This is a genomic window from Paenibacillus ginsengarvi, assembly GCF_003626695.1.
Classification (GTDB): domain Bacteria; phylum Bacillota; class Bacilli; order Paenibacillales; family NBRC-103111; genus Paenibacillus_AB; species Paenibacillus_AB ginsengarvi.
In genome coordinates this window covers 1-22,674 of record NZ_RBAH01000046.1, presented here as the reverse complement: position 1 = coordinate 22,674, position 22,674 = coordinate 1, and the positions used below count along the sequence as shown (strand labels likewise).

The 22,674-nt window shown below is 53.5% G+C and carries 16 protein-coding genes; 13 read left to right on the top strand and 3 right to left on the bottom strand.

The window, feature by feature from the left end; all coding sequences use genetic code 11:
- Window positions 1-144: 144 nt before the first annotated feature.
- Entirely contained in the window at window positions 145-756 is a 612-nt protein-coding gene (locus D7M11_RS34530) for a hypothetical protein (RefSeq protein ID WP_120751823.1), read from the top strand.
- 357 nt (window positions 757-1,113) lie between these two features.
- Window positions 1,114-4,827, top strand: coding sequence for a DUF4073 domain-containing protein (locus D7M11_RS34525; protein ID WP_158606996.1), 3,714 nt, complete (start codon window positions 1,114-1,116; stop codon window positions 4,825-4,827).
- A gap of 330 nt (window positions 4,828-5,157) precedes the next feature.
- Here D7M11_RS34525 and D7M11_RS34520 read toward each other — a convergent pair whose 3' ends face one another.
- On the bottom strand, window positions 5,158-6,441 hold the full coding sequence (locus D7M11_RS34520) for an ABC transporter substrate-binding protein (protein ID WP_120751821.1): 1,284 nt from the start codon (window positions 6,439-6,441) through the stop codon (window positions 5,158-5,160).
- A 352-nt stretch (window positions 6,442-6,793) separates the two neighbouring features.
- Window positions 6,794-7,528: a FadR/GntR family transcriptional regulator gene (locus D7M11_RS34515; RefSeq protein ID WP_120751820.1), complete on the bottom strand. Its 735-nt coding sequence runs from the start codon at window positions 7,526-7,528 to the stop codon at window positions 6,794-6,796.
- Between the two features lie 284 nt (window positions 7,529-7,812).
- Between D7M11_RS34515 and D7M11_RS34510 the strand changes: the two genes are divergently transcribed.
- The 11 genes from D7M11_RS34510 (at window position 7,813) to D7M11_RS34460 (ending at window position 20,603) form a co-directional block, all read left to right on the top strand.
- The gene (locus D7M11_RS34510; protein WP_120751819.1) at window positions 7,813-8,529 is read left to right on the top strand and encodes a FadR/GntR family transcriptional regulator; all 717 of its coding nucleotides are present in this window, start codon (window positions 7,813-7,815) and stop codon (window positions 8,527-8,529) included.
- 23 nt (window positions 8,530-8,552) lie between these two features.
- Window positions 8,553-9,353 carry a gamma-glutamyl-gamma-aminobutyrate hydrolase family protein gene (locus tag D7M11_RS34505; protein WP_120751818.1) on the top strand — a complete coding sequence of 267 codons (801 nt, stop codon included), beginning with the start codon at window positions 8,553-8,555 and terminating at the stop codon, window positions 9,351-9,353.
- A gap of 25 nt (window positions 9,354-9,378) precedes the next feature.
- Window positions 9,379-10,476: an ABC transporter substrate-binding protein gene (locus tag D7M11_RS34500; protein ID WP_120751817.1), complete on the top strand. Its 1,098-nt coding sequence runs from the start codon at window positions 9,379-9,381 to the stop codon at window positions 10,474-10,476.
- A gap of 82 nt (window positions 10,477-10,558) precedes the next feature.
- Window positions 10,559-11,422, top strand: coding sequence for an ABC transporter permease (locus D7M11_RS34495; RefSeq protein ID WP_158606995.1), 864 nt, complete (start codon window positions 10,559-10,561; stop codon window positions 11,420-11,422).
- Window positions 11,419-12,201, top strand: a complete 783-nt coding sequence (locus D7M11_RS34490) for an ABC transporter permease (protein WP_120751815.1) — start codon at window positions 11,419-11,421, stop codon at window positions 12,199-12,201. The genes D7M11_RS34495 and D7M11_RS34490 overlap by 4 nt, the downstream gene beginning before the upstream one ends.
- Before the next feature lie 17 nt (window positions 12,202-12,218).
- Window positions 12,219-13,310, top strand: coding sequence for an ABC transporter ATP-binding protein (locus tag D7M11_RS34485; RefSeq protein ID WP_120751814.1), 1,092 nt, complete (start codon window positions 12,219-12,221; stop codon window positions 13,308-13,310).
- A 55-nt stretch (window positions 13,311-13,365) separates the two neighbouring features.
- Window positions 13,366-14,817, top strand: coding sequence for an ABC transporter substrate-binding protein (locus tag D7M11_RS34480; RefSeq protein ID WP_158606994.1), 1,452 nt, complete (start codon window positions 13,366-13,368; stop codon window positions 14,815-14,817).
- Window positions 14,818-14,856: 39 nt separating this feature from the next.
- The gene (locus tag D7M11_RS34475; protein WP_420818459.1) at window positions 14,857-16,353 is read left to right on the top strand and encodes an aldehyde dehydrogenase family protein; all 1,497 of its coding nucleotides are present in this window, start codon (window positions 14,857-14,859) and stop codon (window positions 16,351-16,353) included.
- A gap of 5 nt (window positions 16,354-16,358) precedes the next feature.
- Window positions 16,359-17,708, top strand: a complete 1,350-nt coding sequence (gene gabT / locus D7M11_RS34470) for a 4-aminobutyrate--2-oxoglutarate transaminase (protein ID WP_120751812.1) — start codon at window positions 16,359-16,361, stop codon at window positions 17,706-17,708.
- A gap of 18 nt (window positions 17,709-17,726) precedes the next feature.
- Window positions 17,727-19,151, top strand: a complete 1,425-nt coding sequence (locus D7M11_RS34465) for an aldehyde dehydrogenase family protein (protein ID WP_120751811.1) — start codon at window positions 17,727-17,729, stop codon at window positions 19,149-19,151.
- A gap of 27 nt (window positions 19,152-19,178) precedes the next feature.
- Window positions 19,179-20,603: an NAD-dependent malic enzyme gene (locus D7M11_RS34460; RefSeq protein ID WP_120751810.1), complete on the top strand. Its 1,425-nt coding sequence runs from the start codon at window positions 19,179-19,181 to the stop codon at window positions 20,601-20,603.
- Between the two features lie 197 nt (window positions 20,604-20,800).
- Here the strand turns inward: D7M11_RS34460 and D7M11_RS34455 are convergent, their stop codons facing one another.
- The gene (locus tag D7M11_RS34455) at window positions 20,801-21,595 is read right to left on the bottom strand and encodes an alpha/beta fold hydrolase (protein ID WP_120751809.1); all 795 of its coding nucleotides are present in this window, start codon (window positions 21,593-21,595) and stop codon (window positions 20,801-20,803) included.
- Between the last annotated feature and the right edge of the window lie 1,079 nt (window positions 21,596-22,674).

Here is a 22,674-nt window from a genome sequence, read left to right as displayed (position 1 = left end):
TTTTTTTACAACCGGCTGCCTTTCTCAACTGGTAGTTTAATTTCAATACAAAGGAATTTTTTGCGAAATAACGAAATTATATTTCATGTTAGAAATCGTTGTACTAATGCATCAAGTAATCGAGTTGTAAATGGGGAGGTTATTATGGGGAATAATTCCGTAAAGTTGACTGATAACCGTAAAGAGTATAAAAGCGTCTACCAACTGAAACCGAATATTGTCATGATTAACGAAATTCCTGATCTGAACTTTTTGGTGATTGAGAATGAGGGAAGAAGATATGATTTGGCTAGAGATGAACCCTCCCTTATCTGGTTGTTCTCAAGGATACAGAATCAGTTGAGGATGATCACTTCGAAACGCATGCAATACAATTTCCGTCTAATGCCGTTTGAAATGATATGGCAAGATCAATTACCCGATGGCATATGGAAACGAGTCGTCATGGTGCAGGTTCCGGAGCAGATCGACCAGTTGCTCGTTGATGAGGCGATTCACAACGTAAGAATCAAAAATAAAGGTGTGGAATTTCTTGTGCCGTCATTCCAACGTATCTCGCAAAGATTGTGCGCGCACACTTTGCATCTTGGTCATTACGATGAGATCGCAAACCCAGAAGACCATATCACCAAGACTGTATCTTCACAAGGCTTTCGTTCACGGGGAAAGACTCGGGAGATCTATATGAATCCACCGACCTGGAACCCTGTTGAAAAGTGGCAAACGATCGTCCGGATACCCATTGAAAAAATATGATATTTATCCACTTTGTGATTGAACTAACGGATAACGATAGCTCACATATGTAGGCAACCGTTTTTTACGATCGGCTTGTCAAATGCGACCGGTACGATCGGGATAGAAGACGGAGAGTTGGAGGAGCCAGAACTTGGACGACTCGTTCTCGCTAATCCACATGCCAGCACGTCCTTTTTGCCATACAGGTCGATGCCGATGACCATGTAGGACACTTTGTCACAATTTGCCGCCGTCAGTTTGACGGTGTTTTTTTGTCGCGGCCAAAGTTTCTCCGGTCGGGGGATTCCTATCGGACTGGCATTGCTTTACAATCATAAGTACATGGAGGTTCATAGAAACGGAGGGCGCTTTGAAATGTTTGGAAGTCTGGCTTTGAGGCGATGGATGCTGTCGCTGCTTGTCTTTATATTCGTTTTTTCGGGGTATACTTCGGTGTTTGCTGCGGATCGGTTCGTGCTGAAGTCCGTCGGTGCGGACTCGGTGACGGGGAACCCTAAGATCCGATACGGGGATTACATTCGGACATCGGACGGAGGGTATGTCGCGGTGGGGACCGACGCAGGCGGTGAAGACCCCGAGCTGTTCATAGCGAGATGGAACGTGAATGGCGATTTGGAATGGCGGACTTCGCTCGGTTTCGATGAGAGCGGTATTCCTCCATCGGTGAACGACGTGCTGGAGACGCCAAACGGATATATGTTTGTCGGCCGTAAGAACGATGGCATGCTCTACGGGCTCGTTAATCATTCGGGAAGCATCGTTCGGTCGGGTGTGCAGCTGCCGGGGGGCGGCTCCGCGAATTTCATCGCAAAAATGGACAATGCCGGCACGACAAGGTATCTCGTAGGCGGTTACGCTCAATTTGCGAGCAGCGGAGCGGTAAACTCGATCTTTACCCTAGATGCGGACGGAAATCCTGGGGCTGGAATCGCCCACTTGATTTCGTACGGCCGAAGTCCGTTCGATGGAATAACGCTGTCGTCCGGAAACGTAGCGATCGTCGGATACGGTTCCGAAGGAACTGGCTCATCCTTCGGCATGTTGTACACATATAGCGCCCGCGATGGGGCAGGGGCCCTGAAGAAGTTTTCCCAGAGCGGGGGGAATCTTACCCTGAGCGCCTTGGTGGAAGCGGGCGCGGATTCGGGTTATTATTTGACTGGCAACGTGCAGGTGGGAAGCGAACAAGATATCGTCGTAATCCGTACGGACGCGGACGGGGAAGAGTTGTGGAGAAAGGTATATCCTCACGATGGCGCCCAAGTCCCGGAAGGCTTGCTTCGTACAAATGACGGCGGATTCCTGATATACGGCGGCTCCAACACGGGTGATGGCGTCCTGCTGAAGACGGACGCGAACATGAATGAGCAATGGATCAAGGTGCTCCCTGGCACATGGAACCTTCAAGCTGTGTTGCAGCTTGCGGACGGCTCGTTTCGGGTCGCCGGAGCCAGCGCCAACTTAATCGATATGTACGTCGGACCACCGACGGGCCTTGTGGCGGACGACGAGGCGAACGTCATCGTCGGGCTGACGGAAGACATGGAATACTTAGGAAACGGCAGCGTGAGTTACGTCGTATACAACAAGGGTGCCGTACCAACGTTTTCCGGAGATCAGACGGTGTTCGTACGTTATAAAGCGGACCGAGGGGCGGGGTATGAGGCCGGCGAAGCGGCTACGTACGTCTTTACAGCAAATCCGGTCACGATCGCATCTGTTTCCCCATTGGCAGTTGTATGGGTCGGATACGGAACCCCGCTGTCCGAGGTCGGTCTGACGGCGACGGTGAATGTCAAGCTGAGCGACGGAACGAATGTATCGGCGAGCGTGACGTGGGATGGCGGCAACCCTGCGTACGACAGAACGGTGCCGGGAGCGTACGAGTTCGTCGGCGCGTTGACGCCGCCGAACGGGACGACAAACCCGGACGCGCTTACGGCGAAGGTTGTCGTAAAGGTCGAACCGCGAACAATCGAGAGCGTCGCGGACGCCGTATATCGTACCGTTGGATACGGCACGCCGCTGTCCGAGGTCGGTCTGCCGGCGACGGTGAATGTCAAGCTGAGCGACGGAACGAATGTATCGGCGAGCGTGACGTGGGACGGCGGCAACCCTGCGTACGACAGAACGATGCCGGGAGCGTACGAGTTCGTCGGCGCGTTGACGCCGCCGAACGGGACGACAAACCCAGACGCGCTTAAGGCGAAGGTTGTCGTGAAGGTCGAACCGCGAACAATCGAGAGCGTCGCGGACGCCGTATATCGTACCGTTGGATACGGAACCCCGCTTTCGGAACTCGGATTGCCGGCGACGGTGAATGTCAGGTTGAGCGACGGGACGACGGAAGTGACGGGCGTAAAGTGGGACGGCGGAGATCCGCCGTATGATGGAAATGCGCCTAGGAGGTACTCGTTTACGGGCGAGTTAGCGCTGCCAAAGGGCGCGACGAATCCAGGCGGATTGTCAGCGATCGCGGTCGTGGCGGTGGAGGAAACGCCGACGGCGCCGCTGCCGATCGTGCGCGTCGCGTCTGTGCCCGCCGTGATGGTCCCCTTCGGGACGCCACTATCCAATGTCCCGTTGCCGTCCGCGGTGAACGTCGTCTTGAGCGATGGGTCGTCGGCGGGCGCGGGCTTGACATGGGATGACGGGGTTCCTTCGTATAATGGCAACGTGGCGGGCGTATACACCTTTACAGGCACAGTAACGCCTCTTGCCGGCATCTTGAATCCGGATGGATTGACGGCGACGGCGGTTGTTTCGGTGGAAGAAGCGCCTGTCGCGTTGGTCGGTTTGGAGGTTGACGAGACTTCTTATCTCTTGAGTGTCGGAACATCCCATGCTACCCGCGTCAAAGCGTCGTACTCGGACGGACGCCGGATTGACGTCACGGATGTAGCGACGTACGCGACCTCGAACGCCTCCGTCGCAGAGGTAGGGGAGAATGGCGTCGTTCGAGGGAAATCGCAGGGAAAGGCGTCAATCTCGGTCGAATACGGCGGTCTTCGCTCCGAAATCCAGGTAGACGTGTATCAACCGTCGGTTGCTGGCCACGACGAGGAAGAACCTGCCGTGGTGCCGACCGTCCCGGGAAAATCGTCGACCGCCTGCTCGCGCGTCGGGTGCACGGTGACATTCGGCAAGGAAGTGACGATCGTGATCCCTAGATTGCAGGGAGACGCGATCGTCACAATCGAAAAGATCGAGCTGCCTCCGGGCTCCGTACCGGCTGGGCTGCAGTTGGCGAGCGGAGTGTTCGAACTGCTGCTAAGCCCGGGAATGACGTTTCCGGAGCCGGTGACGCTTCGCTTCGCGTTCGACGCGGCGTCGATGCCCGAAGGGTTCCGCGCGGCCTTGTTCTACTTCGACGAAGCGCATAAAGAATGGATTGAGATCGAGAGCCGGATTGAGAAGGGACTTGTTGTGGCGTCGGTGGATCACTTCACGAAATTCGCAGTGTTCGGCGTCAAGGAGTCGTCAGCAGAACCGACACCGACACCGACACCTGCTCCAACGCCGACATCGTTCCTCGACATGGACGGTCACTGGGCGAAGTCGTACGTCTCGCGGGCGGTAGAGCTCGGTATTACGAACGGGTACAACGCTCGCATGTTCGCGCCAGATGCTCAAGTAACACGAGCGCAGTTCGTTACGATGCTGATGCGCGCGCTCAAAGTCGAGGGCGTATCCGCGCCGCGTTTTGCGGATGCCGGTGCCATCGAAGCATGGGCGGCGTCTGCCGTCACTGCGGCGGCAGAGCGCGGCATCGCCGAAGGCTTTTCTGACGGTACTTTCCGACCGAATGTCGTCATTACGCGGGCGGAGATGACGACGCTGCTTGCCCGTGCGGCGAGCTTGGAGTCGTCGGGGGATGCCGAACCGACGTTCGCGGACGCGGCGGACGTACCGGCTTGGGCCCGTCCTGCGGTTGCTGCGGCGGAGGGGCTCGGTCTCGTGCAAGGCCGCGGTGGCGGTCAATTCGAGCCATTCGCCGCTGCAACGCGCGCGGAAGCCGTCGTCCTTCTGCTACGGATGTTGGATTTGAATTTGAATTTGAAACCATAGTAGGGCTTATTGCGATAGGGGCCCACTTGGTGCATCAGGACGATGCAAGAAACCATTGAACTGAACATTTGACGGATACGAGAGCTGAATAAAGATAACAAAAAGGCAGCCGACCAAAACGATCGGTTGCCTTTACTCACCTAACGGAAACAGTTCCTCGTAGGCTTCTTGATGAAAACGAAAAGGGGGATAGCCGTTTTTGATTTTGGACGGCGTATTGACGCGGTTTTCCATGTTCATTTTGACAAGCGGTACTCACGAGTACAGCCTTAAGTCCATTTCATTGATGGAATTGACCCGGAAAAACGAATTTGCATAACATCAGCCATCTTATTTGTTTTGGTCGATCATTTTGTTGATCTCCTCTTCCGCTTCCCGTAATGCCGTATTGACGTCTATTTTCCCTAAATTGTAATCGTCGAATTTGGTCATCAATATTTTCCTGGCATCGCGGTAATATTTTGAGAACGCCGGCGCCGGAGAAGGCTTACTTTTGAAAATAGAGCTCATATCGATTTCTTTTAGCATAGGCAAATCGGCGGCAAGCTGTTTTCTCAGCTCTGGGCTTTTGAGCGGGGATAACCGGGCGAATTTGCGTGCAGAAATTTGCTGGACTTCTTCGGACGTAAACAAGTCGATAACCTGCATCGCCTGATCCTTATACTTGCTCTGCTTTGAGACAAGCATATAATGCGCGTCCACAAGGCCGTACACATTCGGCTGTTCTTTAAAGCTCGGATACTGCGCCATGCCCAGGTTAAACCCTTTCTTTATGGCATCGGTCAGTTTATTGAAAATGTTGACGGTGCCATACATCGCCACTCTTCTTTCATTGTAGAATACATCACCCCCACTGGAAGCGCCGCCGGGTACGATATCGATGCTGTGACCCAGCTGGAATATTCTTTTCCATAAATCGGTGTTAACGGTAGCTCGTTCTTTCTTTATATCTACCATATCAGGTGAGAGAGAGGAAGACAGGCGTTGAATATGCTCATAACTAAGGCCGATATATTGCGTGGGCCCGTCTTTACGCGTCAATTTTTCTCCGAGAGCGGCTGCTTCCTCCCACGTCATGCCGTCCTTCGGGTAGCTGACACCGAACTTGTCGAACAAATCTTTGTTGTAATATAGCGCATTGAATTGGGTCGAATAGGGCAAACCATATAACTCGCCTTTATCCGACAGTATCCGCAGCGCATCCAGATATACCGGGTCGAATCGGTTCAGATCGACCTTTTGCTTGTTCGCTAATGGCGTGATGTCCATCAGAATGTTGTACGGAATAAAGTCCGTGACGTACCCGTTAAATTGCGTCAGCAGGTCGGGAACGACGCCAGACGCAATAATGTCCGGTAAACTGCCGCTTAGCGGCTCCAGCGTTATGTACGGATATTTCTTTTTCAACGGCTGTACGAGCAGTTGATCCCACTCGTCGTCAGTTAGTCCTTGCCCTTTGAATACAGTGAGGCGGACCGGATCCGTACTGATCGTCTCTTCCAAGGCAGAGCCTGGGCTTTGCAATTTTCCCGATTGCTGGCAGCCGGCCATGGCGGCTGAGACCGAAATTAGCAAACATACCGCGCATACTCGCACCGTTACTGTGGCTTTCATCGGAGTATCCTCTCCCAATTAAATGTGAACTGACTACCCAGAATGTTTCCTACAATCTGCTTTAACGAAGCCTTCGGTCTACTCGTCAGGTGGAAGGTGGCTAACATTATTGTCCAATCGGTGGAAAAAGCCTCAGAAACTGGCCGAACAAGTTCTAGTTTTTTGGGCAGACATTTGCATGTTATAAGAAATAATATCAGATGTCCGTTGTCTGACATCTTGTATCGAAGATAGACCATTTATTGGGCTTTGTCAACGACTTTCTTGCAAGTATCACTGGGATAAACTTTTCCGGCGAGTCATCAAAACAACAAGCTATCCTTACAAAGATAGCTTGTCCCCAGTCGTCCGTTTATTTCTTCTCTATGGATAGTTTACCTATAGAAAACAGGGCGTTCGCTGTGCTGACCACGTCATGTTGCGAGGATTGTATATGCAGCAGCATTTCATTGAAAGACGCGGTGGAGTCTCTCGTCTTCAGTGCGGTAATAATTCGCATATGAGCGTCTATGACCAGAGTCGGGTTGGCCGGATGCGAGAAAGCTTTGCCGCGGTATTCGCGCAGGCTAGGCACCAAGTTAGAATATATGAATTGCAGTAGTTTGTTCCGGCTTGCGCTGAAAATCGTCTCGTGGAACCGTTCATCCGCGCTAACGATCGATTCCAGGCTTTGCTTCTCGACGAAGCCAGCCATATCCGCCTGGATTCGCTCCAACTCCTGCAGCTCTTCGTCCGAAATGTGCTGCGCCGCCAGAGAGGCGGCCATCGGTTCGATCGCCATTCTCGTTTCAAGCAATTCACGAATATGGTATTCGTTCTCCTGAAACCAATTCAGAAACCGCTTGCGGTCAAACTCTTCCTTGTCGATGACAAAGGCACCCTTGCCTCTCTTAATTTCGATATAACCTTGCGCCTGCAACGCAACCAGCACCTCGCGCACGGTAGGACGGCTTATGCCAAGCATTGCTACCAGTTGGTTTTCCGGCGGGATTTGGTCGCCAACCTTCACCTCCCCTGATTGAATTAACTTTTTCAGTTCTTCCAGTGCATCCTCAGCAATCGGTTTTCTTGTCAACGAATTCAGCATAGCTTAACCTTCTTTTAATAGTTTTGTACAACACCTGTTGTCTGACATCTATAAGTATACATAATTGCGCAATCGGAAAGCAATCGTCGGATGGGATCGATTACATGTTTGCCACCCGCTGATCAAGGAAGACCGGAACGTCCTGACGTACAGGGTGTTCCGGTTTTTTGTAACCTTCCAAAAAATATAACTTGCCAACGGACGATGCGCCTGTTACTATTGGTTTAAGGTTCGAACATTATACCATTAAAACGGTCGTACAATGGAATGTGGAGGAAGTTCAGATGGTATCTCCTTTTTTTGCCCAGTTTAAAGAGGTAACGCCGAAACGGGTGAGCGACTTCATTCTGGAACAGCTCGAAGAAGCGATTATTTTGAAAGAGGTTTTGCCCGAAGAGCAATTACCGCCTGAAAGGGAATTGGCAACATTATTCAAAGCAAGCCGATTGGCCGTAAGGGAAGCGATTGCAGAATTGGAGCAGAAGGGGCTGATCGAAAGACGACTCGGCGCAAAAGGAGGAACATTTGTTTTACCGCTCACCGCCAAAACGCATCAGCGGACGATCCAGCAAATCGCCGATAATTGGACGCAAACAAAAGAGCTGCTGGAATACCGTTCGGTCATCGAGCCGGAAGCGGCGAGATTGGCGGCAGCGCGCATTACGCCGGAGCATCTTGCCTATGTCCGCGATCTCGTCGAGAAGAGCAGCGGGGAAGATTGCAACCGGGAAATGTTTCGTTCCTTGGACGTGAAATTCCATCTGGAAATCGCCCGCGCATCCGGAAATTCGTTTTTTGAAAGCGCTGTTAGGCTGATTCGCACGAAGATCAATCCGGGGCTCGATTTAATGCCGTACAACCGCGAAATCCAATTGGCCAGCTACGAACAGCATCGCGTGCTGATTGAAGCCCTCGCCGAGCGCGATGGCGATAAAGCAAGCAAGACGATGCACATGCATGTCCATAAAACATTGGCGAAATTGAGCCAGTTCGTAGAATAACGAAACGGCATGGAGGTGACAACATGAAATCGGCGGAGCGATTGCCCAGAATAGGTGTCGTAGGGTATTACATCTCGGAAGAAGAAGCAGTTGGCGGTCATATTCGCGGTATTCCGAGGCAAGCTTTCTCGCTGTTCAGTTATGACATGATCCAAGCGGTTTTCCGGTCGGGGGCGACTCCGATCCCGATGCCGGTAGTGGATAAGGATAAAATCGGTCAACAGTTGGATACTATCGATGGACTTGTATTTTCCGGCGGAGAAGACGTGGATCCGCGGTTGTACGGCGAACAGCTGCAGCCGAGCGCGCACCGGATCGATCCGGTGAGAGACCAATACGAGATGGAATTGATGGCACTCGCGCTGGAGCGCAATATCCCGATACTTTGCATATGCCGGGGGATGCAGCTGTTAAATGTCTTTTGCGGGGGGACCCTGCACGCCGACATCGACGAATTATCGGATAACATGCTGAATCATTGGGAGACGAAAGAACCGTGGCGCTCGGTTCACCCGGTGCAGATGAGGTCCGACCATTTTGCAAGCGCTGTCTTGGGGGGGGTTGAAATCGGGGTCAACAGCATTCATCATCAATCGGTCAAACGATTGGGGGAAGGGCTGGAAGTCGTAGGCCATTCCGAAGACAACATTGTGGAAGCGATTGCAATGAAAGACCGCAGCAATGTGCTTGCGGTGCAGTGGCACCCGGAAATGATCGCGAGGCGCGACGACGCCGGACTGCGTCCATTTCAATGGCTTAACAAGCTGGCTGTATCGTCGGCGGATGACAAACCGAAAATACCGGTAAAGGAAACTCATGAATAGCTCTTACACCTAAGGAGGGGTCTACATGTTGGCTAAAAAAGCATGGATGAAAATTTCCGCGGTTACGATGATTTCCGCTCTCCTCGTTATTACAGGCTGCGGCGGAAATGCGACGAAAGCGCCCGATTCGAAGTCTGCTGATGGCGGCAAAGCAGCCGAACCTCCAAGAAAATTAGTCGTTACTTCATTCGGCGGCGATTATGAAACCGCCCAGAAGGAATATTTGATTAAGCCGTTCGAGAAAGAATTCAACGCCAAAGTGGAAGTCGTCACCCTATACTCGGCAGATGCACTGGTCCGTATGCGCGCGGAGAAAAGCGCCCCTACGCTCGACGTCGTGCAATTCTCCGGCGGACAGGAAGTACAAGCGGCCAAAGAAGGACTGATCTTGCCTGCAGACGAGAAGCTGCTGACCAATCTCAAAGACTTGTACAAGCCCGCGATCAACACGGGCGGCTACGGACCGAGCATCGCATTCGACGCTTTGGGGATTATATACAACGAGAATAAAATCAAAACGCCGCCTACTTCGTGGAACGATTTGTGGAAGCCTGAATTCAAAGGACATGTCGGACTGGTCGACTTGACGAATACGTTCGGCCTGCAGTTTGCCGTCATGAACTCGAAGCTTGCCGGCGGCGATGAATCCAATATGGATAAAGGCTTTGAAAAGATCAAAACGCTGTTGCCGAACGTGGCCGCTATCGTAGCCTCTACCCCGGATGTAGGCAACCTGTTCGCCCAAGAAGAAGCTTGGATCGCCGCTTACGATTCCGGATACGCCTTCAACTTCCGCAAGAAAGGCCAGCCGATCAAGTTCGTCGTCCCGAAAGAAGGAGCGATGGCCACGTTCATCAACGCGCAAGTCGTAAAAGGAAGCAAAAACGCCGACCTCGCCCAGCAGTTCGTCAACTATGCACTCCGACCGGAAGTTCAACAAGCGTTTGCCGAGCAAACCGGATTTGCCCCGTCGAACAAAAACGTGAAGCTTTCCGCCGAGCTGGCAGCCGTTATGCCGTACGGCGAAGCAGCCGTAAACAGCTTGGTGCCGCTGAATTGGGAAGTCGTGACAGCGAACCGCAACGCCTGGACGGCGCAGTGGAACAAGCTGATCAGCAAATAATCCGGCTTAGGCGAAAGAGGTGGCGGTTATGCAGCCGATGCCGCTATCTCTTTCCTTTGACCATGGAAAGGACGGATCCCTTATGCTTCGACGGTTGCCTCCACAGTGGATCTTGATGGCTCCCGGCTTGCTCATTCTTATCTTTTTCTTTCTGCTGCCGGTCGGACAGCTGCTGCTGTTCAGCTTTTATCGCACCACTGCGGACGGAATGATGGAGAAGGCTTTCGTGTTCGAGCAGTATTTGGCTTTTTTCAAAGATCCTCACTATTTGAAGATTCTTTGGCGCACTTTGGTCATGGGCGCTGTGATCAGCCTGCTGTGCTTGATTCTCGGTTATTGTCTCGCTTACGGGGTAGCCCGTTCCAACCCGAAAAACAAATATTTGCTGCTGCTTCTCATCGCATTGCCCTTGCTTACAAGCGCAGTCATCCGAAACTTCGGATGGATCGTCATTTTGGGCCGAAAAGGACTAATCAACCAACTGTTGCTGAACATTGGTTTCATCGATAAACCGATCGATCTGCTTTACACGTCTACGGGCGTCGTCATAGCGATGGTTCACGTATTGCTGCCTTTTATGGTATTGGTGCTGTACAGCGTGCTGGACGGGATGGATCGGAACCTGGAGTCGGCGGCGGCCAACTTGGGTGCTTCACCGTCCAAAGTATTCTGGTTTGTCACCTTGCCGCTCTCGTTGCCGGGTATCGTGGCGGGTACGCTGCTCGTGTTCTCGATCTCGATCAGCTTCTATATAACGCCGGCCTTGATCGGTGGACCGAGAGTGCAGGTAATGGCGACCGAAATATACAACCAGACGATTCATTTGATGAATTGGCCGTATGCTTCCGCACTCGCCGTCGTTTTGCTCGTCACCGTATTCCTAATCACGAATTTGTATAACCGGGCGCTTAGACGCAGTTCAGCGCAGGGAGCTGGTATCGTATGAAGAAACGATTTTCTGTCCTGAATGCGGTCAACTTGTTTATCTATTTGTTCATCGTGGCTCCGCTCGTCGTGGTGGTCATTACTTCTTTCACCGAGAGCGCTTATCTCGTGTTTCCGCCCAAAGGCTTTACGTTCCATTGGTACAATGAAGTATTGACCGGAGGACGGTATGCCAAGCCTTTCTGGAACAGCATATGGATCGCCGTCACGACAACCGCCGTTGCATTGCCGATCGGCACTTTAATCGCGCTCGCGTTCAAGAAGTACGAATTCCGTTCCAAAGAAACGATGCGGTCGTTATTTTTGTCTCCGCTGCTCGTGCCGACGCTGCTGTTCGGGATAGGCTTGCTCATTTTTTACAGCAATCTGGGAGTGAGCGACTATTTCTTCCGGCTCGTGATGGCCCATATCATTCTTACGGTGCCTTACGTCGTAAGGACGATGAGCGCCGGGTTTGCCCGTCTGGACCGCTCGGTTGAGGAAGCGTCTTTGATTCTCGGCGCTACGCCGTGGCAAACGCTCAGGCTCGTGACGATTCCGCTCGTTCGCCCCGCCTTGATGGCAAGCGCTTTCTTTGCCTTTATCATGTCGTTTGACGAGCTGGTCATGGCCCTGTTCTTGACCGGACCGGGAATGGTTACACTGCCGATGCTCATTTACTCGGACATTCAGTTCAATATGACTCCGGCTATTGCGGCCGCATCTTCCATCATCATACTCGGCACGGTTCTGATCGGTTTGATCGGGATGAGCATGCTGAAACGAAATAAGATTTTGTAGCAGGGGAGGTTCGTACTATGAGTGAACTGCGATTACGGGAGCTTCGAAAGCAATATGGCGCCAACGTCATTGTGGAAAAGCTGGATTTGACCGTCCGCAGCGGGGAAATGGTGTCTTTGCTAGGTCCGAGCGGATGCGGTAAAACGACTACGCTGCGGATGGTGGCCGGGCTTCTCGAGCCGACAAGCGGCTCAATCCATTTGGCGGACAAGGATTTGACGCGGGTCGCTCCATATAAACGCAATGTCGGCCTTGTATTTCAAAATTATGCGCTGTTCCCGCATCTGTCGATCTTCGAGAACGTGGCGTTCGGTCTGCGCCGTCAAGGCGTGCCGAAGCATGAAATCAAGGAAAGAGTGCAGCAAGCGTTGCAGTCGGTTCAGCTCGCCGGCATGGAACAAAGGATGCCTGCGCAGCTGTCGGGCGGCCAGCAGCAGCGTGTTGCGCTCGCCCGCACGCTCGTGCTGCGGCCCCCGCTCGTATTGTTCGACGAGCCGCTCAGCAACCTGGATGCGAAGCTGCGTCAAGCGCTGCGCGTTGAAATACGCCAGTTGCAGAAGCAGATCGGATTTACCGCTATCTTCGTTACCCACGACCAGGAAGAAGCGATGGTATTGTCCGACCGGATCGCTGTCATGAACAAGGGCCATATCGTACAGCTGGACACGCCCGAGAACGTATACGGCCGTCCGAACGATTCGTTCGTAGCCGACTTCGTAGGCGATTCGAATTTGCTGCCGGTGAAAGAGCACAAGGCGGCAAACGGCAGTACGGACGTAACGCTTGCCGGAGGTCAGCGTATTAAAGCGGCCGGGTCGGCAGACAAGTCGGGGAACGCTACGGCGATGATCCGCCCGGAAGCGGTGTCGCTGTTCGCGGCTGACGATGCGTCAGTCACGCAGCTCGATCGGGATCGGCAGAACCAAATAACCGGTACGGTGCTGTATGTCCATTATACGGGATCGTCCTATTTGATCGGCCTGCAAGTATCTGGGCTGGAGAAACCGTTTCTCGTCAAAATGCCGATGCACGGCGAAGCGAATCTGTCCTTGCGTGAAGGAGCCCCTGTTCATGCGGTGTGGCAGGTCGGCTCGACGCTTTTGTTTTAACGCGAACGCATACGAAGCAAGTTTGCTTCGCAAAACTCTTAGGAGGAACCCAATAATGGATCATAACAAATCAATGGTAATCGCTCAAGGCACGGACGCTTCAACCATGGACCCGTACGCCCATTCGGAAACAACAACCGCCAATATATTACTGCAAGTATACGACGGTCTTGTCCGCCGCAATCCCTCGATGGACATCGAGCCTTGGCTGGCGGAAAGCTGGGAGGTCATTACCGATACGGTGATCGAGTTCCGGCTGCGCCCCAGCGTTACGTTCCATAATGGCGAGAAGATGAATGCGTCTACGGTAAAATTCTCGCTGGAACGCATGGTCGATCCGCATCGCGAGCCCAAGTTTCCTCCGTACGGCCGGTTCAATTCGATCGACCATGTCGAGATCGTCGATGATCTGACCGTTCGCGTCGTGACGAACCGACCGGACCCGAACCTGCTCGCGCAGCTTACCGGACTGATGATGATTCCGCCGCAATATATCGCCGAGCATGGGGAAGAGCATTTCAGCCGCGTACCGAACGGAACCGGTCCGTTCAAGTTCGTCAGTTGGGACAAGCCGAACGGCGTCGTGGAACTGACGGCCAACAACGACTACTGGCACGGCAGTCCGTCCGTGCAGAAGCTGACCTTCCGGGCCGTTCCCGAAGGAAGCGATCGCGTACAAGGGCTGCAGAACGGCACGATTCATTTGGCCGCCAACTTCCCGCCGCTTGCGCGCGAAGAAGTGGAAGCGAACCCGGAGCTGTCGGTCGTCGGCACCCCGAGCGTCGGCGTCATTTACATGGGCATCAACACCCATCACCCGATTTTGAAAAATAAAAAGCTGAGGCAGGCGATGGCCCACGCGATCAACGTTCGCGAGATTATTCAGAAGGAGCTAAGCGGCTGCGGCTCAGCTCTGGCCGGCCCGGTGTATCCGCAAGCTTTCGGCGTCGATCCTACGCTTCCGCCTATCGCTTACGATTTGGAGCGGGCGAAGCAATTGATGGCGGGAGCGGGCTACCCGGACGGAGTGGACGTGAAGCTGGAAGTGCCGGACGGCCGTTTCACGCAAGACAAGGAGATCGGTCTGCGGATTGGGCGTCAGCTCGAGAAGATCGGCGTTCGCTTGCATGTGAATATTCAGCCATGGCCGCAATTTATAAGCCGGTTCCGTCATCATGAATACGATCAAATGTACTATGTAGGTTGGGGCAATTCGACGTTCGATCCGGATGAAGTATACCGCAATGCCTATATAGCGCCGAACCCGTGGAACCCGACAGACTATCATAACGACGATATGGCCGATATGGTGTTGGAAGCGAGCCATATTCTCGATTCGGAGCGCCGGAACGAGCTGTACCGGATGGCGTGCCTCATTTTCCGCGACGAGCTGCCGTGGATTCCGTTGTTCCAGCAGTTCGATCTGTACGGCTTAAGCAATAAGTGGAATTGGCAGCCTCGCATGGATGAGTACATTTACGTCTGCGACGTTACGGCGGCGGAGTAATCCGCCCATCACTTCACGGATTTATTGGAGGGGAATATCATGGCGGAAGCGATGCAAGGCATCGGAAAAATGTACATTGGCGGCGAATGGGTGGAAGCCGCATCGGGGAAAACGCGCGACATTACGAACCCGGCTACGGGCGAACGCATCGCCGTCGTGACGGAAGGAGGTCTTGAGGACGTACAGCGAGCCATTCGATTAGCCCGTTATACGTTCGATGAGACGAATTGGAGAGATACATCGTCCAGGGAACGGGCCAGACTGCTGTTCGCCTTGGCCGATCAAATCGAAGCGCATGCGGACGAGCTTGCCCGATTGGAGACGCTTAACAACGGGAAGCCGCTTGGCGAAGCGGAATCCGACGTATCGAGCGCGGTCAGCTGCTTCCGCTACTATGCCGGACTTATTACGAAGCCTCACGGGCAGACGTACGAGGTGCCTTACCCGATCCAAGCTATGGTCGTCAGAGAGCCGGTCGGAGTGTGCGGACAAATCGTGCCGTGGAACTTCCCGCTCATGATGGCGGCATGGAAATTGGCTCCCTGCCTCGGTGCCGGGAACGTGACAGTATTCAAGCCGTCGGAAATGACACCGCTGACCGCCATTCGATTGTTCGAGCTGATCGAGAAAGTCGGCTTTCCGAAAGGAGTCGCAAACCTCGTGCTCGGCGACGGCAAAACGGTCGGCGCGGAGCTGGCCGCAAGCGGCATGGTGGACAAGGTCGCCTTTACCGGCGGCACTGAAACCGGGAGAAGCGTCATGCGGGCCGCGGCGGGCAACATCAAGAAAGTGTCGCTTGAGCTGGGCGGTAAATCGCCGAATATCGTGTTTGCCGATGCGGACCCATCCGTAGTCGCCGAATACGTCATGTACGGCATCTACATCGGTTCCGGTCAAGTTTGTTCGTCGGGCTCGCGCCTGCTGATCCAGGACGAAATCTACGATGCGTTTATGAAAGAGCTGGTGGAAAGAACGAACCTGATCCGCGTAGGTAACGGAATGGATGCGGAAACGGAAATGGGACCTCTCGTCTCGCAGGCGCATATGGAAAAGGTGCTGTCGTATATCGAAATCGGGCGTCAAGAAGGCGCGACCGTTGCGGCAGGAGGCAGCCGGTTAACCGTCGGCGAATACGCCAAAGGAAATTTTGTGGAGCCGACGATCCTTACCGATACAACGCCCGACATGCGTGTCGTGCAAGAAGAAATATTCGGACCGGTGCTTGTCGTCCAGCGGTTCAAGGACGAAGAAGAAGCGATCCGTCTCGCGAACGGTACGGTGTACGGGCTGGCGGGGGCCGTGTTTACGAACGACGCGAGCCGCTCGATGCGTGTTGCGCGGAAGGTGCGCTCCGGCATTATGTGGGTAAATACGTATCATCCGACCTATAACGAAGCGCCGTGGGGCGGGTTTAAGCAAAGCGGGCTTGGCCGGGAACTAGGCACCTTCGGCTTGGACGAATATACGGAAGTGAAGCAAATCAACGTCAATATGGAGCTTAAACCTTTGGGATTTTACAAAGGCAAAGGGGAATGACGGAAATGGACAACAACAGAAGATTCGTCTCCATTCGAACTTCGGTCCCCGGTCCGAAGACGACGGCGATGCTGGAAAGAAGAACGAATGCCGTGCCCAAAGGAGTAGGCAATAATACGCCGATTTTTGTCGAGAAAGCGGAAGGCGCTTTGCTGTACGATGTCGACGGCAACGTATTCCTCGATTTTGCCGGGGCGATCGGCACGATCAATGCCGGTCATTGCCCTCCCGAAGTGGTGCAAGCGATCCAAAAGCAAGCTGAGCGATATATTCATACTTGCTTTCATGTAGCGATGTACGAGCCGTACGTGGAGCTCGCGGAGAAACTGGCGCAACTGACGCCGGGGCCATTTCCGAAAAAAGCGCTGTTCCTGAACAGCGGTGCGGAGGCGGTGGAAAATGCGGTCAAAATCGCCCGCAAATTTACGGGCCGTTCCGGAATCGTTTCGTTTACCCGCGGGTTTCACGGACGTACGCTGCTCGGTATGTCTTTGACGAGCAAAGTGAAGCCGTATAAATTCGAAATGGGTCCATTTGCGCCCGCCACCTACAAAGCGCAATACCCTTACCCGTTGTACCGCCCCGAAGGGATGTCGGAAACCGACTACGCGCTGTTCTGCGTGCGCCAATTCGAGGATTTCTTGTATACCGAAGCGGCGCCGGAAGAAATTGCCGCTGTCATTATGGAGCCGGTACAAGGGGAAGGAGGATTTATCGTACCTCCGGTGCAGTTTGTGGAAGGCATCTACAACATTTGCAAAAAGCACGGCATTTTGTTTATCGCCGATGAAATTCAGACCGGCTTCGGCCGGACGGGCGAAATGTTCGCTTCCGCCCATTTCGGGATCGAGCCGGATCTGATCACGATGTCCAAATCGATTGCGGCCGGATTGCCGATCAGCGCGGTCGTCGGAAGAGCGGACGTCATGGACGCTCCGAATCCGGGCGAAATCGGCGGCACATACGGCGGCAGCCCGCTCGGCTGCGTCGCGGCGCTCGCGGTTATCGAGCTGATGGAACGCGACGGTCTCGTGCAGCGCTCCAGAGTGATCGGGGAAACGATTCGGACCTTTTTCGAGTCGCTGCGGAAGGAAGTTCCCTTGATCGCCGACGTCCGCGGACTCGGGGCGATGTGTGCGGTAGAGTTTATTCATCCGGACACGAAGCTTCCTGCGAAAACGTTCGTTGCCGGGTTAACGAAAGCTTGTTATGAATCCGGTGTCGTTTTGTTGTCCGCCGGCGTTCACGGCAACGTGCTTCGTTTCCTGACTCCGCTCGTCATCACTGACGATCAGCTGCAGGAAGGGCTGGACATCATCGGCAATGCCGTCAGATCGATGGCTTCGGCCGGTTAAGGAACGGGAGGAGAGCTTGTGAAAAAACATTTGTATATCAACGGTCGATGGAAAGAGGCGGCTTCTTATACGGAGCTCGCCTCTCCGTTTACGGGCGAAGTAATCGCTCATGTCGCGCAAGCGGGCGAAGCGGATACGGATGAAGCGATTCAGGCGGCCAAGGCCGCTTCGGTCGTTATGGCCTCGATGCCGGCGCATCGGCGTTCCGCCATTCTCGAGAAAGCCGCCGCTCTGCTCGAAGCTCGCAAGGAAGAAATGGCGCGCATTCTTGCTCTGGAAGCGGCCAAGCCGATCAAAACGGCGCGGGGGGAAATCGCCCGGACGATCCAAACGTATAAATTCGCCGCCATGGAAGCTAGCCGCATCCACGGCGAAACGGTTCCTTTGGACGCGGCGCCTGGTGGGGAAGGTCGAATCGCATTTACGATGCGCAAGCCGATCGGCGTGGTCGGTGCGATTACACCGTTCAACTTTCCTTTTAACCTGGTCGCTCACAAGGTCGGTCCGGCGATTGCGGCCGGGAATACGGTCGTGCTGAAGCCGGCTAGCCAAACGCCGCTGTCCGCGCTCGCTCTCGCCGATCTGTTCGCGGAAGCCGGGCTTCCCGAAGGGGCGCTCAATATTATTCCCGGCAAAGGCTCCATCGTGGGCGAGAAGCTCGTCCGGGATCCCCGCATCGCGGCGATTACGTTTACGGGCAGCCCGGAAGTCGGCATCGCAATGAAAAACAAAGCCGGCTTGAAGCGCGTCACGCTCGAGCTCGGATCCAACTCCGGCTTGATTATCGACGAAACGGCCGACATCACGCAGGAACTGATCGACCGCTGCGTGCTGGGTGCATTCTCATTCAGCGGCCAAGTGTGCATTTCGATCCAGCGCATTTTCGTTCATGCGGCCAAATTTGACGAGTTTGCCGTCCGGTTCAAGGAAGCGACGGAGAAGCTTGTCATCGGCGATCCTTTCGACGATCGGACCGATCTGTCCGCGATGATCTCGAATAAGGAGGCAGCGCGCATGCAGCAATGGGTGGACAGTGCCGTCGCCCAGGGTGCAGTTGTATTGACTGGAGGAAAAGAGGTTTCTTCCGGCGTTTTCCCGCCGACTGTTTTGACAAATGTGCCGTCGCAAGAACCGGTTTCCTGCCAGGAAGTGTTCGGTCCGCTTGTTGCGTTGTCTTCATTCGATCATTTGGATGAAGCGATCGATGCCGTCAACGATTCCCGTTACGGCTTGCAGGCCGGTATATACACCCGGGATATCCAGTCGGCCATGCGCGCTGCCGAGCGTCTTGAAGTCGGCGGCGTGATGATCAACGATTTTCCGACGTTCCGGGTCGACAACATGCCGTACGGGGGCGTCAAAGAAAGCGGCTTCGGCCGCGAAGGGATCCGATATGCAGTCGAGGAAATGACGGAGCTGAAGCTGATCAGCATCAAACTATAGAAGCTATATGCTGAGATCCATGGGAGGATGAGCGATTTGGCCTCAAATACTAGCATCATTCTTCGGCTCGAGCTGGCGAAAACGCCCGGTTCCTTCGCGGAAATCGCCGGAGCGATCGGCCAGGCCGGCGGCGACATTATCGCCGTCGATATGATTCACGCCGGGAAACAATCGACCACGAGGGATATAACGGTCAATCTGATGGGTGTTCCGGCCAGCGAAATAACGGATGCGATTCGCCATATGCCGGGCGTTACGCTTGTCAACGTATCCGATCCTACATTCCTGGCTCATCTTGGCGGGAAAATCGAAACTCAGCCGAAAATGCCGATCAAGACGCGCGAAGATTTGTCCAAAGTGTATACGCCGGGAGTGGCGAAAGTATGCATGGCGATCCATGAAAATCCGGCAAGCGCATTCTCGCTGACGATCAAGCGGAATACGGTGGCCGTCGTATCGGACGGGACGGCCGTGCTGGGACTCGGTGATATCGGTCCCGAGGCGGCCATGCCGGTCATGGAAGGAAAGGCGATGCTGTTCAAGCAGCTGGCGGGCGTCGATGCATTCCCCTTATGTCTCGCCTCCAAGGACACGGAAGAAATTATCCGCACCGTCAAGCTGCTGTCTCCTGCATTCGGGGGCATCAATCTGGAAGATATTTCGTCCCCGCGCTGTTTCGAGATCGAGGAGCGCCTGAAGCAGGAGCTCAACATTCCCGTATTCCATGACGATCAGCACGGTACCGCCGTCGTCCTTCTCGCGGGGCTTTTGAATGCGCTAAAGATCGTCGGCAAAACAACCTCCGACATACGGGTTGTCGTTACGGGCATCGGAGCCGCCGGCGTATCCATCGTCAAAATGCTGCTTGCCGCAGGGGTTAAACATTTGATCGCGGTCGATCGCGAAGGCGCTTTATGCCGCACCCGGACCTATTCGAATCCGATGTGGTCGTGGATAGCGGAGCGAACGAACCAGGGACTTAAAGAAGGGCTGCTGTCCGATGTCATCCAGGGTGCTGACGTGTTCATCGGCGTTTCCCGCAAAGGGGTGCTGAAGCTCGAAGATATGAAACGGATGGCATCCGATCCGATCGTATTCGCGATGGCGAATCCCGAGCCGGAGATCGAACCGGAGCTGGCCGAGCCTCATGTGCGGGTCCTTGCCACAGGGCGAAGCGATTATCCGAACCAGATCAACAACGTACTCTGCTTCCCGGGCATGTTTCGAGGAGCGCTGGATTGCAGGGCGACGACGATCAACGAGGAAATGAAGCTGAGAGCGGCTTGGGCGATCGCTTCCGTAGTCAGCGACAATGAATTGACCGATCAGTACATCATCCCGAGCATATTCAACGATAAAGTCGTTCCGGCCGTCCGCCTCGCCGTCATCCAGGCGGCGATCGATACAAACGTGGCCCGGAGAATACCGCCGGAGTTTCGTCAGGTGAATTAGCACTGTCCATATTGCCAAAAACAACCCGCTCCATTGCAACTTGTGTGCAATGGAGCGGGTTGTTTTTACGGTTATGGGCGTTTCATATGCGCAGCCCATCGCTCATGCACCTTCGCCTCGGAGCAATTTTTGTTCCTCAGGCCACTTCATCAATATTTGATCTAAAAACGGATGGATAGGGGAATTCTGGTCATCTGTTATCGCCGAGCAGTCCCAACGAACTCCCGTATCAATTGATTCAATTTGTCGCGTTCATCGTAGAACGAGCCGTGGCCGCTGTACATGAACGGCACGAGATGTGCATGAGGAATTTTCCGATGCATTTCCTCCGCCTGGCTGAATGGAATGACTTGGTCGTGAATGCCATGCACGATCAGCGTCGGTACCTGGATGCGTGACAGCTCGGCATTCAAATCGAAGTCCCGCAGCATGACGACGATCGCAGCCGTCGACCAGCCGGCGGCCTGCATGCCCATCCGATTGAACCAGTCCGAGAATGGCTTGGTGATGTACCGGAAGAAGAAAATGTCCGTTACGCCGAGCATCATGTTCGCTCGGTCGTTCAACGTCTCCTTCAGCAGCCGCGCGGCGGTCTCCTTGGTGAAACCACGTGGCGCTGCCGCGTCGATTAGCACGAGTTTGGATACGCCGCCTCCATTGTACCGTACGACGTATTTGATCGCGATCGCGCCTCCGGTCGAATGTCCGGCGAGCACGAAATCCTTCAATTGCAGCTCTTCGACGACGGCGCGGATATCATCCGCAAGCCGCTCTAAATAATAGCCCCCGTAGGGCCGATCCGACTTGCCGAAACCACGCCAGTCGATGCCGATGCAGCGGTAGCCCATGCCCGGCAGCACGTCGAACTGATATTCGAACTGGTCATGGTTGAGCGGCCAGCCATGAAGAAATACGATCGTCTTGCTTCCTGCCGGGTTGATGTCCTCTATGTAGAGCTTTACCCCTGGCTCTACCGTTACATAGTATCCCACCGTCGATTCCTCCGCGAATCAAAATCTTTTCCCGATAGGATACGCGCTCAGTGCCCAAACGTGAATGCCTTGGGTGGCGAAGCCGGCGAGCCGGAAGCGCGGTTGTACCATGTGGTGGCACTAAGGGAGATTAATGGAAGTAGGAAATATCAGCTACTAAGTGAATGTAATATAAAGGAGATGAAGTTTATGAAAAAACCAATTGAAATACAACCATTAAGATTACTGGGTGGATGGACAGTAGATTATAATAACTTTATGAATGCGAACAACCATTAGAATATTTTGAAAGTCTGAATACAAAAGCAGGGGGAGGGAGCGTTGACCCTAATGTCTTGGAAGTTGCTTTACTTTCAAGAAAGTTTGATAGTTACTGGTATCACCGTAACCGCTTATTAGAAGGAAAAGGGACCATGGAGACTTACCAAAGACAGTTGGAGCAATTGAAGCTTGTTATCGCGACTCTAGGGTGAATCTCGTTAGGTTTAGAAACAACCTTTTTGTTTTGTTAACGGAAAACGAGAGTTCCATCAATAAACGAGGGTAACCGGCGAGACGATAAGTTCATTTGACGGTTGTGTCTAATAACAAATCAGCAAAACGCTTATATGTCTCGCTGGGGTTTGAAGTTTACGGTATAGAACCACATGCTTTGATGAACAGTATTTCGATGAAGACTTAATGATATTAAGATTGCGACTTTTAAACTAAAGGAGACGATAGCTCGAATTCGTCACACGCCGGCAGCCGGCCAAAATGTTCAGCTGCTGGCGTTTCTCTAACGGGCAGGATAGCAAAAAATAGGACGAAATCCTCTTTTACATCATGTATCAATAATTGGTAAAATTGGCATATGAAATAGCAAGGGAGCGGCATGTTGCTTGTACTTCTTCGCGTTTCTCTTAAATCCGGAAAAAAGAACGGAATGCAGTTTAGTATGTTAGTATGACTGTAGCCAGAGGTGAAGCTGAATGATTGACATGCAGTATATAAACGGTCTTGAGGCAGAGATGGATATAATGAAGCTTGTAGATAATTATAATGAAATAAAATCAATCCTGCAGCAGTACCCTCAGGAA